The organism is Kitasatospora sp. NPDC097643, assembly GCF_040302625.1.
Classification (GTDB): domain Bacteria; phylum Actinomycetota; class Actinomycetes; order Streptomycetales; family Streptomycetaceae; genus Kitasatospora.
Genome location: NZ_JBEOSA010000010.1, coordinates 1 through 14923, shown reverse-complemented (window position 1 = coordinate 14923; position 14923 = coordinate 1). Strand labels below are relative to the sequence as shown.

At 70.4% G+C, this 14923-nt stretch carries 12 protein-coding genes; 3 read left to right on the top strand and 9 right to left on the bottom strand.

The genetic code is table 11. The features are described from left to right. Window position 1: 1 nt before the first annotated feature. The 5 genes from ABTY15_RS09440 to ABTY15_RS09420 are packed head-to-tail and all read right to left on the bottom strand — an operon-like array spanning window position 2 to window position 7710. Complete coding sequence (locus tag ABTY15_RS09440; RefSeq protein WP_350578779.1) at window positions 2-1333, bottom strand: nitrate/nitrite transporter; 1332 nt, start codon at window positions 1331-1333, stop codon at window positions 2-4. Then, window positions 1330-1695, bottom strand: a complete 366-nt coding sequence (gene nirD, locus ABTY15_RS09435; RefSeq protein ID WP_502893461.1) for a nitrite reductase small subunit NirD — start codon at window positions 1693-1695, stop codon at window positions 1330-1332. The genes ABTY15_RS09440 and nirD overlap by 4 nt, the downstream gene beginning before the upstream one ends. Next, complete coding sequence (nirB, locus tag ABTY15_RS09430; protein WP_350578776.1) at window positions 1692-4283, bottom strand: nitrite reductase large subunit NirB; 2592 nt, start codon at window positions 4281-4283, stop codon at window positions 1692-1694. Before nirB ends, nirD begins: the two co-directional genes overlap by 4 nt. Beyond that, a complete protein-coding gene (locus ABTY15_RS09425) occupies window positions 4280-5542 on the bottom strand; it encodes an NAD(P)/FAD-dependent oxidoreductase (RefSeq protein WP_350578773.1) in 1263 nt (420 codons plus the stop codon). Before ABTY15_RS09425 ends, nirB begins: the two co-directional genes overlap by 4 nt. Continuing rightward, window positions 5539-7710: a molybdopterin oxidoreductase family protein gene (locus ABTY15_RS09420; RefSeq protein ID WP_350578770.1), complete on the bottom strand. Its 2172-nt coding sequence runs from the start codon at window positions 7708-7710 to the stop codon at window positions 5539-5541. The genes ABTY15_RS09425 and ABTY15_RS09420 overlap by 4 nt, the downstream gene beginning before the upstream one ends. Before the next feature lie 192 nt (window positions 7711-7902). Here ABTY15_RS09420 and ABTY15_RS09415 point away from each other — a divergent pair, with 192 nt between their 5' ends. From ABTY15_RS09415 to ABTY15_RS09405, 3 genes are read left to right on the top strand one after another with little or no spacing between them, the layout of a single operon-like run. After that, window positions 7903-9027, top strand: a complete 1125-nt coding sequence (locus ABTY15_RS09415; RefSeq protein WP_350578767.1) for a uroporphyrinogen-III synthase — start codon at window positions 7903-7905, stop codon at window positions 9025-9027. Continuing rightward, window positions 9027-9722 (top strand): sirohydrochlorin chelatase, encoded by a 696-nt coding sequence (locus ABTY15_RS09410; RefSeq protein WP_350578759.1) that lies wholly within the window; start codon window positions 9027-9029, stop codon window positions 9720-9722. The genes ABTY15_RS09415 and ABTY15_RS09410 overlap by 1 nt, the downstream gene beginning before the upstream one ends. Before the next feature lie 59 nt (window positions 9723-9781). Next, complete coding sequence (locus ABTY15_RS09405) at window positions 9782-10351, top strand: GNAT family N-acetyltransferase (protein WP_350578756.1); 570 nt, start codon at window positions 9782-9784, stop codon at window positions 10349-10351. 509 nt (window positions 10352-10860) lie between these two features. Here ABTY15_RS09405 and ABTY15_RS09400 read toward each other — a convergent pair. The 4 genes from ABTY15_RS09400 to ABTY15_RS09385 all read right to left on the bottom strand — a co-directional run bounded on the left by ABTY15_RS09400 (window position 10861) and on the right by ABTY15_RS09385 (window position 14521). After that, window positions 10861-11400 carry a hypothetical protein gene (locus ABTY15_RS09400; RefSeq protein ID WP_350578753.1) on the bottom strand — a complete coding sequence of 180 codons (540 nt, stop codon included), beginning with the start codon at window positions 11398-11400 and terminating at the stop codon, window positions 10861-10863. 138 nt (window positions 11401-11538) lie between these two features. Further along, window positions 11539-12042, bottom strand: coding sequence for a hypothetical protein (locus ABTY15_RS09395; protein ID WP_350578750.1), 504 nt, complete (start codon window positions 12040-12042; stop codon window positions 11539-11541). 81 nt (window positions 12043-12123) lie between these two features. Further along, on the bottom strand, window positions 12124-13119 hold the full coding sequence (locus ABTY15_RS09390; protein WP_350578747.1) for an RHS repeat-associated core domain-containing protein: 996 nt from the start codon (window positions 13117-13119) through the stop codon (window positions 12124-12126). A gap of 1063 nt (window positions 13120-14182) precedes the next feature. Next, complete coding sequence (locus tag ABTY15_RS09385) at window positions 14183-14521, bottom strand: hypothetical protein (RefSeq protein WP_350578744.1); 339 nt, start codon at window positions 14519-14521, stop codon at window positions 14183-14185. Window positions 14522-14923: the final 402 nt, after the last annotated feature.

Below are 14923 nucleotides of genomic sequence, written 5' to 3'. Positions count from 1 at the left end.
CTCACCGCCGCCGCAGCCACACCGCCCAGGTGAGCACCGAGCACCCCAGGTAGGCCGCGAGGAAGCCGAGGTAGGCCGTGTCCCCGTTGTGGCTGCTGAGGAAGGACTGCCGGAAGGCCAGGTTCACCAGTACCCCGCCGAACGCCCCGATCGCGCCGGCCAGCCCGATGAGGGCGGCGGCCCGGCGCCGGGAGTCGGCCTCGGCGGCGGCCGGGTCGGCGCCGGCCGCCACCGCCGAGCGGGCGAGGGCCTGGTAGTGGGCCGGGATCATCTTGTACGTCGAGCCGTTGCCGATCCCGCTGAGCACGAACAGCGCGATGAACCCGGCGAGGAACAGCGGCAGCGAGCCGGCCCGCGAGGCGGCCAGCACGACCGCCGTCCCGGCGCCCATGGCGACGAAGGTGACCAGGGTGACCTTGGCACCGCCCCAGCGGTCGGCGAGCCGCCCCCCGACGGGCCGCAGCAGGGAGCCGAGCAGCGGCCCGAGGAAGGTCAGCGCGGCGGCCTTGACCGGGGTGTCGAAGCGCTCGTGGAACTGCACCTGGAGCACCTGCCCGAAGGCGAAGCCGAAGCCGATGAAGGAGCCGAAGGTACCGATGTAGAGCGTGGAGACGGCCCAGCCGTACGGGTCGCGGGCGACCTCGCGCAGAGCCCGGCCCTCGCCGTTGGGGCTCACCGCCAGGTTGTCCATCCGCCACCAGGCGCCGGCCGCCGCGAGGATGATCAGCGGCAGGTAGAGCAGCGGCAACAGCCGCGGGTGGGCGGCGCCGGCGGTGGCCAGCACCAGCAGTCCGAGCAGCTGGACGGCCGGGACGCCGAGGTTGCCGCCGCCCGCGTTGATGCCGAGCGCCCAGCCCTTGAGCCGGTGCGGATAGAAGGCGTTGATGTTGGCCATGGAGGAGGCGAAGTTGCCGCCGCCGACGCCGGCCACGCAGGCGACCGCGAGCAACGTGCCGTAGGAGACGCCCGGTTCGAGGACGACGGCGGCGAGGGCGGTGGGGACGAGCAGCAGCAGGGCGCTGATCACCGTCCAGTTCCGCCCGCCGAAGCGGGCGACGGCGAAGGTGTACGGCAGCCGCAGCAGCGCGCCGAGCGCGGTGGGCAGGGCAGTGAGGGTGAACTTGCCCGCCGTGTCGATGTGGTACTGGGGGCCGAGGAAGAGCACCAGGACGGACCAGAGGCTCCACACCGAGAAGCCGATGTGTTCGGAGAGGACGGAGTAGACCAGGTTGCGCCGGGCGATCCGGGCGCCGCTGCGGGCCCAGAATTCCTCGTCCTCCGGGTCCCAGCCGGTGAGGGCGGTGGGCTGTCTGACGTCGACGACGGTGGTCATTGCGCGTCTCCTTCGGAAGCGGGCTCCTGCCGGACCGGCCAGAGCCGCAGGACGGCCGGGGCGCCGTCCGGGGTGGTGTCCTCGTCGAGGCAGCGGCCGTCGGTGAGGTCGTAGACCTGCTTGTACATCGGTGAGATGAGGGTGGGCCGGTCGCCACGGCTGCCGAGCAGGCCGCGCGAGAGGACCTGGGCGCCGCTGAACGGGTCGAGGTTGTCGACGGCGTACAGCGTCCCGACGCGGTCGCGGAACAGTGCGACCTGGGCGGCGTCGGGGAGCAACACGGCCACGCCGCGGCCGGGTTGCAGGTCGTCGAGGGTGCAGACGGCCTGCCAGCGGACGCCGTCGTGGATCTGCACGGTCACGGGGTGAGCACCTCCAGTCGGGCCCCGGCGACCAGGACCGGGGCGGTGAGGGTGTGTCCGGCCTCGCCGGGGCGGGCGGGGCGGATCTGGCCGCGTTCGGGGACGAAGGTCACGGCCGGGTCGGGGGTGCCGGGGGCGTTGACGAAGGAGGCGAAGCGCCGCATCCGGTCGGGGTCGGCGAGGGTTTCGGCCCATTCGTCCCGGTAGCCGGCGATGTGACGTGCCATCAGGTCGTCGAGCTCGGCGGCGATGCCGAGCGAGTCGTCGAGGACGACGGCGCGCAGGTGGTCGAGGCCGCCTTCCAGCCGCTCCAGCCAGACCGAGGTGCGTTCGAGCCGGTCGGCGGTGCGGATGTAGAACATCAGGTAGCGGTCGATGGTGCGGATCAGCGTCTCGCGGTCCAAGTCGGCGGCGAGCAGGTCGGCGTGACGTGGCGTCATGCCGCCGTTGCCGCCGACGTAGAGGTTCCAGCCGGCCGAGGTGGCGATGATGCCGAAGTCCTTGCTCTGCGCCTCGGCGCATTCGCGGGCGCAGCCGGAGACGGCGGACTTGAGCTTGTGCGGGGAGCGCAGGCCCCGGTAGCGCAGTTCGAGTTCGATGGCGAGGGCGGTGGAGTCCTGGACGCCGTAGCGGCACCAGGTCTCGCCGACGCAGGACTTCACGGTGCGCAGCGCCTTGCCGTACGCGTGGCCGGACTCGAAGCCGGCGTCGACCAACCTGCGCCAGATGACCGGGAGTTGGTCGACGGTGGCGCCGAACAGGTCGATCCGCTGACCGCCGGTGATCTTGGTGTAGAGGCCGTGGTCGCGGGCGATCTCGCCGATCACGATCAGGCCTTCGGGGGTGATCTCGCCGCCGGGCACCCGGGGGACGACGGAGTAGGAGCCGTTGCGCTGGAGGTTGGCGAGGAAGTGGTCGTTGGAGTCCTGGAGGGTGCCCTGTTCGCCGTCCAGGATGTGGCCGTTGCCGAGGCTGGCCAGGATGGAGGCGACGGTGGGCTTGCAGATCTCGCAGCCCTCGCCGCTGCCGTGCCGGGCGAGCAGTTCGGTGAAGCCGGTGATCCCGGTGACCCGGACGATCTCGTACAACTCGGCGCGGGTGTGGGCGAAGTGCTCGCACAGGCCCTTGGCCGTGCTGACGCCGGAGGCCTCCAACTCCTCGGCGACGACGGTGCCCAGCTGCTTGAGGCAGCTGCCGCAGCCGGTGCCGGCCCGGGTGCACTTCTTGACGGCGGCGACGCTGTCGCAGCCCTGCTCGTGGACGGCGGCGCGGACCTCGCCCTGGGTGACGTTGTGGCAGGAGCAGAGCACCGCGTCGTCGGGCAGGGCGACCGGGCCGGCGTTGGCGAACCCGGCGGGCAGCACCAGCTGTTCGGGGGCGACGGTGAGCGGCTTGCCGGCCACCGCGAGCGGGCGCAGGGTGCCGTAGGAGTCGGTGTCGCCGACCAGGACGCCGCCGAGCAGGGCGCCGTCCGAACCGATGACGAGCTTGCGGTACACGCCGCTGCGGCTGTCGCTGTACAGCACGTCGAGTGCGCCCTCGGCGGTGCCGTGCGGGTCGCCGAAGCTCGCCACGTCGACGCCGAGCAGCTTGAGCTTGGTGGAGGTGTCGGCGCCGGTGAAGCCCTCGCCGTCGAGGCCGGCCAGGGTGCGGGCGGCGGTCTCGGCCATCTGGTAGCCGGGGGCGACCAGGCCGTAGACCCGGCCGTCGGCGGCCTGGGCGCACTCGCCGATGGCGAGGATGTCGGGATCGGCGGTGCGGCAGTGGGCGTCGACGACGATGCCGCCGCGTTCGCCGACCGGCAGGCCGCAGTCCCGGGCGAGCTGGTCGCGGGCGCGCACCCCGGCCGAGAAGACCACCAGGTCGGCGGCCAGCTCCCGGCCGTCGGAGAGGGCGAGGGCGCGGACCCGGCCGTCCGCGCCGGTGACGACGCCGCTGGCGCCGGCGCTGGTGTGCACGGTGACGCCCAGGTCCTCGATCTTGCGGCGCAGCACCGCGCCGCCGCCGTCGTCGACCTGGACGGCCATCAGCCGGGGCGCGAACTCGACCACGTGGGTGGCCAGTCCGCCGGCCCGTAGCGCCCCGGCGGCCTCCAGCCCGAGCAGCCCGCCGCCGACCACGACGCCGGTGGCGGCCGCCGTGGCGTCGGCGCGGATGGCGTCCAGGTCCTCGATGGTGCGGTAGACGTGGCAGCCCGCCGCGTCCTTGCCGGGCACCGGCGGCACGAACGGGACCGAGCCGGTGGCCAACACCAGCGCGTCGTAACGGACTTGGGCACCGGACCGGGTGGTGACGGTCCGCCCGGCCCGGTCGATCGCGGTGACCGGGTCGCCGAGGCGCAGGTCGATGCCGTGCTCGGCGAGGAAGCCGGGCGGGCAGAGCGAGAGGTCCTCGGGGGTGCGGCCGTCGAAGAGCGAGCTCAGGTGGACCCGGTCGTAGGCGGGCCGGGGCTCCTCGGCGAGGACGGTGACCCGCCAGCCGCGCGCGGCCGGCTGCTCCGTCCAGGCCTCCAGGAAGCGCTGGCCCACCATGCCGTGGCCGACCAGGACGAGGTCCCGGATGCTGCGGCGGTCGTCGGAGGTCGTCATCGGGTTACTCCTCGGGTGATCAGGTGCAGGGGGTGGCCGTCGAGCGGGCCGTCGCTCTCCCAGGCGCCGGCCAGCGCGTCCACGGTGGCCAGGTCGCCGAGCAGGATGGCGCCGACCAGGCGGTCGCCGCGCAGGACGAGCTTCTTGTAGCTGCCGCGGGTGGCGTCGGTGATCCGCAGGACGTCGAGGCCCGGGTCGAGGGTCTCGTCGACGGTCCCGAAGGCCGCGTACTCCAGGTCGCCGGTGCTCAGCCGGGCCCGGGGGCGGGTGCCGGGGTAGCGGGCGTCCGGGTCGGCGCCGGACAGCCGCCGGGCCAGCACGTCGGCCATCTCCCAGGCGGGGCCGGCCAGGCCGTGGACGGTGCCGCGGTGTTCGGCGCAGTCGCCGATCGCGGACACCCGCGGGGCGGCGGTGGCGAGCCGGTCGTCGACCAGCACGCCGGTGGCGACCGGCAGGCCGGCGGCGTAGGCGAGCGCGGTGCGCGGCCGGGTGCCGCAGGCCAGCACCACCAGGTCGCAGTCCAGCCGGTAGCCGTTGGCCAGTTCCACCGCGGCGACCCGCTCCCAGCCTCCGGCCGAGGGGGCGCCCATGCCGGCGTGCACGGCGCGGGCCCGGTTGCCGGGGTAGCACTCCACGCCGAGCGCGAGCAGCCGCTCCCGCAGCACCGCCGCCGCCTCGTGGTCGAGTTGACGATCGATCAGATGCGGCCCCTGGTGGACGATCTCGGTGCGGACACCGAGCGCGGCCAGCGCCCGGGCGGCGCTCACCCCGAGCACCCCGCCGCCGATCACCACCGCCCGCTTGGCATCGACCGCCTCCTCGGCGAGCCGGGCGCAGTCGTCCAGGGTGCGCAGCGTGTGCACGCCCTCGATCAGGCCGTACCCGTCGGGGCGGCGCAGTCCGCGCACCGGCGGCAGCACCGGGTTGGAGCCGGTGGCGAGGACGAGTTCGTCCCACGGCTCGACCCGCCCGTCGGCCAGCCCCAGCGTGCGGGCGTCGACGTCGAGCGCGACCACCTCGCAGCCGGGCCGGGCCTGCGCCCCGCCGAGCGGCAGCGCGATCGACTCGGCGTCGTAGCGGCCGGCCAGCACCTCGGCGAGCAGCACCCGGTTGTAGGGGGCGCGCGCCTCGGCGCCGTACACCGTGACGGTGCCGGGTCCGCCGAGCGCGCCGTACCGCTCGGCGAAGCGGGCGCCCGCCATGCCGCCGCCGACGACGGCGATCCTCGGTTCGCCGGTCACCCTCGGTTCGCCGGTCATGCCGTCACCTCCTTTCCTTGCACGGGTTCCTGCACGTCCTTTCGCTGCACGGGTTCGACCCGCACCGCGCAGAGCTTGAACTCCGGCATCCGCGACACCGGGTCGAGCGCCGGGTTGGTGAGGCTGTTGGCCCGCCCGGCGCCCGCCCAGTGGAAGGGCATGAAGACGGTGTCCGCGCGGATGGTGTCGGTGATCCGGGCCGGGGCGACCGCCCGTCCGCGCCGGCTGACCACCGCCACCGGCTCGCCGTCCGCGATGCCGAGCCGTTCGGCCAGCCGCGGGTGCAGTTCGACGAACGGGCCGGGCGCGGCCGCGTTGAGCTCGGCGACCCGACGGGTCTGCGCGCCGCTCTGGTACTGGGCGAGCACCCGGCCGGTGGTCAGGTACAACGGGTACGCCTCGTCCGGCTCCTCGCCGCCGGGGCGGTGGGTGACCTCGGCGAACCGGGCCCGGCCGTCCGGGGTGGCGAAACGGTCCAGGAACAGCCGCGGCGTGCCAGGGTGGTCCGGCGTCGGGCAGGGCCAGAACACACCGTCCTCGGCGGCGATCCGCCGGTAGCCGATGCCCGCGTAGTCGGCGTCCCCGCCGGCCGAGGCACGGCCGAGCTCCGCGAAGGCCTCCTCCGGCTCCACCGGGAAGCCGGTCGGCACCCCGAGGCGTGCCGCCAGCTCGCGCAGCAGCCACAGCTCGCTGCGGACGCCGTCCGGCGGGTCGAGGGCCTTGCGGCGCAGGATCACCCGGCCCTCCAGGTTGGTGGTGGTGCCGTCCTCCTCGGCCCACTGGGTGACCGGCAGCACGACGTCCGCCAGCCGGGCCGTCTCGGAGAGCACCAGGTCGGCGACCACCAGCAGGTCCAGCGACCGCAGCCGGTCGACGACGTGGCCGGCGTTCGGCGCGGACACCGCCGGGTTGGAGCCCGCCAGCAGCAGCGCGCGGACGCCGTCGGGCCGTCCGAGGTCGTCCAGCAGCTCGTACGCCGATTTGCCGGGGCCGGGGATGCTCTCGGCCGGGACGCCCCACACCGCGGCGACGTGCTCGCGCGCCGCCGGGTCCTCGATCGAGCGGTAGCCGGGCAGTTGGTCGGCCTTCTGACCGTGTTCGCGCCCGCCCTGGCCGTTGCCCTGACCGGTCAGGCAGCCGTAACCGCTGTACGGGCGGCCGGAGTTGCCGGTGGCCAGGCACAGGTTGATCCAGGCGCCGACGGTGTCCGTCCCCTTGCTCTGCTGCTCGGGGCCGCGCGCGGTGAGCACCATGCCGGTCGCGGCATGTCCGAACATCCGTGCCGCTTCGCGGAGTTGGTGGGCGGGCACGCCGGTGATCCGCTCCACCCGGTCCGGCCAGTGCGCCATCGCCGACTCCCGGGCCGCCTCGAAGCCGTTGGTCCGCTGCTCGACGAACGCGCGGTCCACCATCCCGTCGGCGATCACCAGGTGGAGCAGGCCGAGGGCGAGCGCGAGGTCCCCGCCGGGCCGGGGTTGCAGGTGCAGGTCGGCCAGTTCGGCGGTGCGGGTGCGGCGCGGGTCGACCACGATCAACCTGCCGCCGTTCTCCCGCAGTTCGCGGAAGTAGCGGACGGCCGGGGGCATCGTCTCGGCCGGGTTGCCGCCGACCAGGATCAGGCAGCCGGTGTGCGGGATGTCGGCCAGCGGGAACGGCAGTCCGCGGTCCAGGCCGAAGGCCCTGCGGTGCGCGGCCGCCGCCGAGGACATGCAGAACCGGCCGTTATAGTCGATGTTGGCGGTACCCAGCACCACCCGGGCGAACTTGCCCAGCAGGTAGGCCTTTTCGTTGGTCAGTCCGCCGCCGCCGAACACGCCCACGGCGTCCGCGCCGTGCTCGGCCCGGGTCCGGGCCAGCCCGGCAGCCACCCGGTCCAGCGCCTCCGACCAGCTCGCCGAGCGCAGCGGAGCGCCCGGCCGGTCGCGCAGCAGCGGGCCGGTCAGCCGGACGTCGCGGGCCAGCAACACGGGCGCCGAGCGGCCCTTGCCGCACAGCGCACCACGGTTCACCGGGAAGTCCGGGCGCTCCAGCACCTCGACCGGGATGCCCGCGCCGTCCACGGCCGGTGCCAGCCGCATGCCGCACTGCAAGGAGCAGTACGGGCAGTGGGTGTCGGTGGCGGCGGTGGCGGTGCTCGTGGGGGCCGCCGTCGGGCTGGTCAACGTCATGGCCAGAAATGTCGCCGTCCGCTGTTTCGCCACCTTGTCACGTGTGTTGCGGGCGCGGTACACCTCCCTCACGCCCTTCGGCGCCCGGGGTGCGCGGCCGGACATCAGCCGTAACCGGAACGGCACTTTCGCTTACGCGCGGGTGACGGGCGGGCAATCCCCCCGTAACGTGCGCACCCCACCCTGGCCCGCATGGCAACCCTCACCGCCCAGCCCGGACCGCTCACCGGCTTCACCGTCGGCGTCACCGCGGCGCGCCGCCGCGAGGAACTCGTCGCGCTCCTCACCAGGCGCGGCGCACAGGTGGTCGAGGCCCCGGTGCTGCGCATCCTCCCGCTCGCCGACGACCTCGCCCTGCGCGAGGCCACCGACCGCTGCCTGGCCGCGCCGCTCGACTACGTGGTCGCCACCACCGGCGTCGGCTGGCGCGGCTGGATGAGCGCCGCGGAAGGCTGGGGCCGCGGCGCCGCACTCGCCGAGGCCTGCCGGGGCGCCGTCGTGCTCAGCCGCGGACCCAAGGCCACCGGCGCGGTGCGCGCCAGCGGGCTCGGCGAGGGCTACTCCCCCGACACCGAGGCCACCGACGAACTCCTCACCTGGCTGCTCGCCCGCCCGCTCGCCGGGCACCGGATCGCCGTCCAGGAGCACGGCATCCGCCTGGACGCCTTCGCGGCGGCCCTGCGCGAACGCGGCGCCGAGGTGATCTCCGTGCCCGTCTACCGCTGGGCGCCCCCGGAGGACCCGGGCGCCGTGCGCAAGCTGCTCGACCAGACCGTCCGCCGCCAGGTGCACGCCCTCACCTTCACCAGCGCGCCCGCGATCACCGCCCTGCTCGCCACGGCGGAGAACGAGGGACTGTACGAACCGCTGCTCGACGCCCTGCGCGCCGACGTCCTGCCGGTCTGCGTCGGCACCCTGTGCGCCCGGCCCCTGGTCGACCTGGGCCTGCCCGCCGTCTTCCCCGAACGCGGCCGACTCGGCTCCCTCGTCCGGCTGCTCGCGGACACCCTGCCCACCCTCGGCCGACGCGAACTCTCCCTATCCGGCCGGGTGTTGACCCTCCAGGGCAACGCCGCCCTGGTCGACGGCGAGAGCCGCCTGCTCAGCCCGCGCGGCGCCGCCGTGCTGCGCGCCCTCGCCGAACAGCCCGGCCGGGTGCTCAGCCGGGCCGAACTCCTGCGCGCCGCCTGGCCGGACGCCACCGCCGACGAACACGCCGTCGAAGCCGCCGTCGGCCGCCTGCGCGCCGCCCTCGGCCCGCACGCCACCCTGATCCGCACCGTCCCCAAGCGCGGCTACCGGCTGGCGGCCGGCTGATGCTGCTCGCCGTTGCGCACGGCAGTCGAGACGCGGCAGCATCCACCACAACACGCGCCCTGCTACGCCTCGTCCGCTCCCTCCGCCCCGAACTACCCCTCCACTGCTGCTTCCTGGACCTGGCGCGACCATCGCTCGCCGACACCCTGGCCCAACTGGCCCACCGGCAACCGATCCTGGTCCCCCTCCTCCTCGGCACCGGCTACCACATCCGCGTCGACCTCCCCGCCGCCCTCGCCACCGCCGGCCTGCCACCCGAGCGCCTCGCCCCCGCCCTAGGCCCGCACCCCCTGCTCGCCGACGCCCTCGCCGACCGCCTCACCGAAGCCGGCGCCCCGCCCGACGCCCCCGTCGTCCTCGCCGGCGCAGGCTCCTCCGACCCGGTTGCCCTCGCCGACACAGCGCGCATGGCCCACCTCCTCGCCACCCGCCTCGCCCGCCCCGTCACCCCCGCCCACCTCTCCGCCGCCACCCCCACCCCCCACCAGGCCGTCACCACCCTCCAATCCGCCGGCCACCCCCACGTCGCCCTCGCCACCTACCTCCTCTCCCCCGGCTTCTTCGCCCACCGCGCCACCACCACCCCCGCCACCTGGACCACCACCCCCCTGGGCGCCCACCCCGCCGTCGCCCGCCTGGTGCTGCGCCGCTACGACGAGGCACGTGCCGCGTCCCGCTTGCTCGCGGCCGCCTGAGCTTTCCCGCGTTCCAAAAGTGCTTTGCGCGTGCGAACGGCCTGCCCGATGATCACAGGATGGACCTCCCACTGCACGTGATCGAGCTCGACGGCGGCCTCACCCTGAGGCGCTTCAGGGGCGAGGCGGACTACCCGGAGTTCCTGCGACTGATCGAGGAATCCGCCGAACACGTACGGCCCTGGATGTCCTGGATCGCCGACCACACCCCGGCCGCAGCCGCCGAGTTCGTCGCCACCCGCGACGAAAAGTGGGAGCGCGGCGACAGCTACACCTACCTGATCGTCCAGGACGGCCGGATGGTCGGCGCCGCCAGCCTCTACCGGCGCGAGGAATCCGGGCCCGACGTCCGCGAGATCGGCTACTGGCTGCACCCCGGCGCCACCGGCCGCGGCCTCGTCACCCGGGCCACCCGCGCCATGACCGCCGAAGCCTTCCGACTCCCCGGCGTCAACCACGTCGAGATCTGGCACGACCCCGGCAACCACCGCAGCGCCGCCGTCCCCGCCCGCCTCGGCTTCACCGTCCACCTCCGCCGCCCCGCCGAACGCCTCACCCCGGCCGCCACGGGGGAAGAGCAGATCTGGCGCCTCTCCCGCGGCGCGAAGCCCACCCCGGCGGCCGACTGAGCTTGATCTTCACCCGCACCGCGCACGGATGAAGACCAAGGCATCACGACACCACGCTGCACAACTCCGCGCCTCGCCCAGCCCACCATTTCAACCGGTACGACATCCGCCTCAGCATGCGTCAGCAGATCGGCGACTACCTCGCCGCCACCTACCTCCCCGCCCCCACCGGCAACGACGACACCGTCTGGGTCGGCTCATGAACATGGGTTGTTCGCAGCGGCGGTGGACGCGTAAGAGTTCGTGGGTTTCAGTGAGAAAGAAGTCGACTGAATCGAGGCCTGTCGGGTTCTTGGATTTCACACGTTACTATCAAGGCAATTGGCAGCTGCCTCGCCACGCGCAGCCGCACGGCTGCCTGCTCGGGCGGAGTTCCCGAACGAGCAGGCGGCTCTGAAGCGTGTGCATGTCCCTGTGCGCGCTGCACCTTGGTGTCACATCGCAGGGGTCACGTTCCCATCGGAACCCATGACAGGCAAGATCACCCGAGTGTGTCGACTGGCCGGCTATCAATCAACGCGCAACTTGGGATTTACTGTGCAGAAATAAACGCGGCTACCCTGCTTCTCAAAATAGAACCTCCCCGAGTATTGACTCCGTGTCACTTCGCCATCGAATGAATCACTGTGAAGCCAGGCCTTGGCGCCCCCAATTTCGGCGGCGAGTACGCTCGGAATATCACACGAAATATTTTCCTCGCGCCACTTCCCGGTTGCGGTGATCGTCGCCATCGCGCCCGACTCAATCCAGGCGAGCCCATCCAGCGTCACGTCGGTAGGTCCGGGAACATCGGTCCGGGGATTCGTCTCCGTTTCGCCTCCGAGGGCCTGACCGACCCACTTTGCGGCCGACAGCTCGCCCAGCTGTGGGAAGCGGCGTTTCAGCGGCTCGACATCCTGGCGCACCTCGGTCGCTCGTGTCGATGTGACGGTCGGCCGTGCGATCGATTGACTCGAAGTGCAGGCCGAGACGCACGCGACCGCGACTAAGATCGAAGTGAAAATCGCGAGGCGCGGCCGATCTGAAACCTTCCATGCTATGTCGTCCACGAGTTCATCACCTCAGTTCTTCCCTTCTGCTGAAGAGCTCAACACCGTAGCGCTGGGAGCCTGCCCAGGGAAGGAGGGTCCAGGTGAGCTCCCAGCGCGCTCAATAGATGTGATCAATCGGACACTACTGCAGCAGTATCACCGATGCTCTACCCCTCCGTCCGGGCTGAACGTCCCTCCTGGCCTGCCTATCGTCCAGGAGACTGTCTTCTCGAGTCCGCCTCGTGTTGTGAACGGCTTGGCCCACCCGAGGGTGGCGAATCTGCCATTCACGTTGTCGGAAATCTTGCTTGTGATGTCTTTTGCCCCCTTGTTGAAGTCATACTGGTCCAGTGCGTGGATGGTAATCTTCATCGTGATCTGGTCCCCGTTCACGAAAACGCCGGCACTTCCCCAGATCCGGCGGTCACCCAAAGCCTTCTGCCAGTTCCCCGTTTCCGGATAATGTTTTGCGCGTCGCGCAGAGGTGTTGTCGCCAGTCATGCTGAACGAACTACGGCCAGTCCGATTGGCAATCCTCTCGGCCCATTCCCTGGCGGAATCTATCTCCTCGTCTACAAGCTTTCGAATCTGGGAATCATCGTCATACGCTTTTGCGTAGTTCACCCAGTAGTCAGACCCGGACCCGTCCATGTAGTGCATGTACGCATCACTTGCATCTGGCATCTGAGATGCATTTTTCTTGGCCTTGTCGCAGAGCCCGATCTTGAATCGACTGCACTGTTACGTTGCCATTCCCATGTTCCGCCATGCGTCGTAGTCTTTTTCGTCGTCTGCAGTGGTCTTGACCGACGGGTCGTACGGGAAATCATTCCCAAAATCAACCGAAGGCTCGGACGGGGCGCCGACATGGTACTTGTCATCTGGGTCCCCTAGATCAAGGAGAACCTGACTGTTCACCTTCTCTGCGCTGTTGCAGCCAATATTTCCAGGGCTCCTTTCGCAACGGAGGTCGGGGTCGTACAGGCCCGTTCCATCGGACCGGTTCACTGGGTTGTTGTGCGAATACGAGTAGGCAGCCCACTGCTGAGGATCGTTCTCCGCAAGCACCGGGTCGGGACTGAGGAAGCGGCCGGTGGTGGGTTGGTATTGGCGGGCGCCGAGGTTGGTGAAGCCGGTGAGGTCGTCCTTGAGGCCGCCCGCGAAGCCCTTGTCGCCGGACCAGGGGGTGGTGTTGGAGCCGGGGCCGCGGGGGGTGCCGAAGGGGTCGAGGGTGCGGCGGGATTCGGTGAGGGTGGTGCGGTCGATGGAGAGGTCGTTGGTGCCGTGGTGGTCGGAGAACTGGTAGGTGAGTTTGGTCGGGCCCTGGCGGACGAGGGTGATGCCGCCGGGGATGTTGTAGTAGCGGGTGCCGGTGCTGGTCTTGGTACCGGTGTCGTAGCTGAGTTCGTCGCCGCCGAGGTTGACGGTGACCTTGCCGGGGTTGCGGCGGATCAGCTGGTTGCCGTCGGCGTCGTAGAGGTAGCTGGTGGTGGCGCCGCCCTGGGTCAGGGTGGCGAGCTTGCCCTCGACGTCCCAGGTGAGGGTGGCGGAGTTGGCGGCGTCGACGGCGTTCCAGGTGGAGGTGGACCACTTGGACTTCCAGCCGGGCGCGTAGACGATGAAGTTGCCGTCGTCCTGCATGGTGGCCCAGGCGCCCGGGTGGTTCTGGGTGTTGGTCGACCAGGTGACCTGGCCGGTGCGCAGCGAGCTGAGCACCAGGTTGCCGTCGGCCTGCATGGTGAGCTGGGCGCCGTTGGAGCGGACGGACTCACCGGACTTGAGCGTGTATCCGGCGTTGAGGATCTTGATGCCGTTGGGGTTGTTGATCTTCGTGGTGTTGCCGGCCGCGTCGTACTCGTCGGTACCCTGCGCCGCGGCGGCCTACCCGGGATGAATTGCCGCTCACTCCATGACCGCTGGTGTACGACCACAATGCCACCTTCAGGAGACATGACCCTCGGTCATCCGGCTTGTCGGGCCGACCAATACCAACCCAAAGCGGTTGAAAAGCAATCAGATTGCTGATGCTGCCTATAAGGACCGCAGTACCACCGTCGGCGCTGGGAGTCGTTGCCGGACCGTGACGCGTGGGTCCGCTGATGCACGTGTTCGCATCGCGTCACCCATAGTTGATTCCCTTCGGGGCCATCTCCTGAAATCATGTCACCATGCTCTTCCGAATGCACCACGTTGCCACCGCTACCGCCACTGCCTTTGCGGCAGCAGCAGTCATTGCGGCGGCGGGGTGGGCCTATGAGACCTACTCGCCTGAGCCATCGAACCCTTCCATCAGTGCGAATTCGGAGTCATCAGTAGCAGTTTCCTCTTCACCGTTGGCCACCCCGGATGCTGCTGCAGTTGCCAGGCTGGTCAAGGCCCTTGGGCAGATCGATCTTGAACTGCGATATGGAAGCCCCGAGCTCAAGGCTCTAGATGTGTGCTACGACATTAGCCATGGCGCGTCGGAGGGGAAAGTTCACGATAATGCACGGTCATACTTCTCGCAGGGCGGGAGCATACCTCTGAATGACGACCAAGGGATCCGGATCGTTGCGGTAGTCCAGGAAAACATCTGCCCGTATACTCGGAAGTAAGTCTTTCGAGTCCGAGCAGCCTTCCCTTACTGGGCTGCGGGTGATGTCGGTGCCGGCTGAGGTCAGCCGTCCGTGGGCGCCGTCGTCGGCCGAGCGGATCTCCCAGGTGTTCCGGGAGGATCGCCGCAATTGTGCGGGCGTTCTGCCCCGAGGGGCTTGCAAGGCCGCAGGCCGGGCATGGCCTGGCCTGCGGCCTAAGGCGTGAATCAGGGTGCCTTAACCAGCGACTTCACTGGGGAGGGGGCATAGCTGAACCACAACTCGGCATTTCCGTTGTGGGACACGTATGCCATCCAGAAGTTGCATCGCTCATTTCCTCCCTTCCGTGCCGCGTCAATCCGGACACCATCACCTGCGTCCGTGAAGTATTCCTCCTTCCATGTTCCCTCGATTTCAGTGGGCTCATCCTTCCGGGCGTCCGTGGTGCCACCGCAGACACTCAACGGAACCTTCGCTACCCCGACTTTCCCGCCAGCCTTAAGCTCCAGAAAGACGGATCCGTTCCGCCAGGCCCCCTCCAAGTCGGGCGTCGCACGCTCGTTCATTACTCGCCACCCGACCGAAGCGGCAAGAGCCACCGCTAGTGCCGCAGCGGCCGAGATGAGAAGCTTTCCTCTGGGAGCCACAGATTTCCTTTCTTTCGATTGTGCATCATCTGCTGCGCGCGTTAAAGGTCGTCGTCATGGAAGTCGCCAGGCCTTGCGTACTGCCCGCCATCAACATAGAGACGAGCCTCATGGGTGACATAGTTCTCCACCCACAGCTTGATCAGCAGGCCGTTCCAGCCGAGCTCCTTGGCCGGTACAGCAGCCTGGGCCCGCAGCCCGATGCTCCTGCCCCTCTCGTTATTCGCTAGTGCTCTGACCGCATACGTTCGCCGGGTTGGTGATGGCAGGCCGGAACAGGTTGGATGTGGCGGACATCCAACGGGTTGGGGGCGTGGTGGC

Excerpts from the sequence above, each read along its gene's own strand:
- ABTY15_RS09395 (WP_350578750.1), bottom strand. The coding sequence starts at position 12,042 with ATGCACTACATGGACGGGTCCGGGTCTGACTACTGGGTGAACTACGCA.
- ABTY15_RS09390 (WP_350578747.1), bottom strand. The coding sequence starts at position 13,119 with ATGCAGGCCGACGGCAACCTGGTGCTCAGCTCGCTGCGCACCGGCCAG.
- ABTY15_RS09415 (WP_350578767.1), top strand. The coding sequence starts at position 7,903 with ATGGCAACCCTCACCGCCCAGCCCGGACCGCTCACCGGCTTCACCGTC.
- ABTY15_RS09410 (WP_350578759.1), top strand. The coding sequence starts at position 9,027 with ATGCTGCTCGCCGTTGCGCACGGCAGTCGAGACGCGGCAGCATCCACC.
- ABTY15_RS09425 (WP_350578773.1), bottom strand. The coding sequence starts at position 5,542 with ATGACCGGCGAACCGAGGGTGACCGGCGAACCGAGGATCGCCGTCGTC.
- ABTY15_RS09385 (WP_350578744.1), bottom strand. The coding sequence starts at position 14,521 with ATGAACGAGCGTGCGACGCCCGACTTGGAGGGGGCCTGGCGGAACGGA.
- ABTY15_RS09420 (WP_350578770.1), bottom strand. The coding sequence starts at position 7,710 with ATGACGTTGACCAGCCCGACGGCGGCCCCCACGAGCACCGCCACCGCC.
- ABTY15_RS09440 (WP_350578779.1), bottom strand. The coding sequence starts at position 1,333 with ATGACCACCGTCGTCGACGTCAGACAGCCCACCGCCCTCACCGGCTGG.
- ABTY15_RS09405 (WP_350578756.1), top strand. The coding sequence starts at position 9,782 with ATGGACCTCCCACTGCACGTGATCGAGCTCGACGGCGGCCTCACCCTG.
- nirB (WP_350578776.1), bottom strand. The coding sequence starts at position 4,283 with ATGACGACCTCCGACGACCGCCGCAGCATCCGGGACCTCGTCCTGGTC.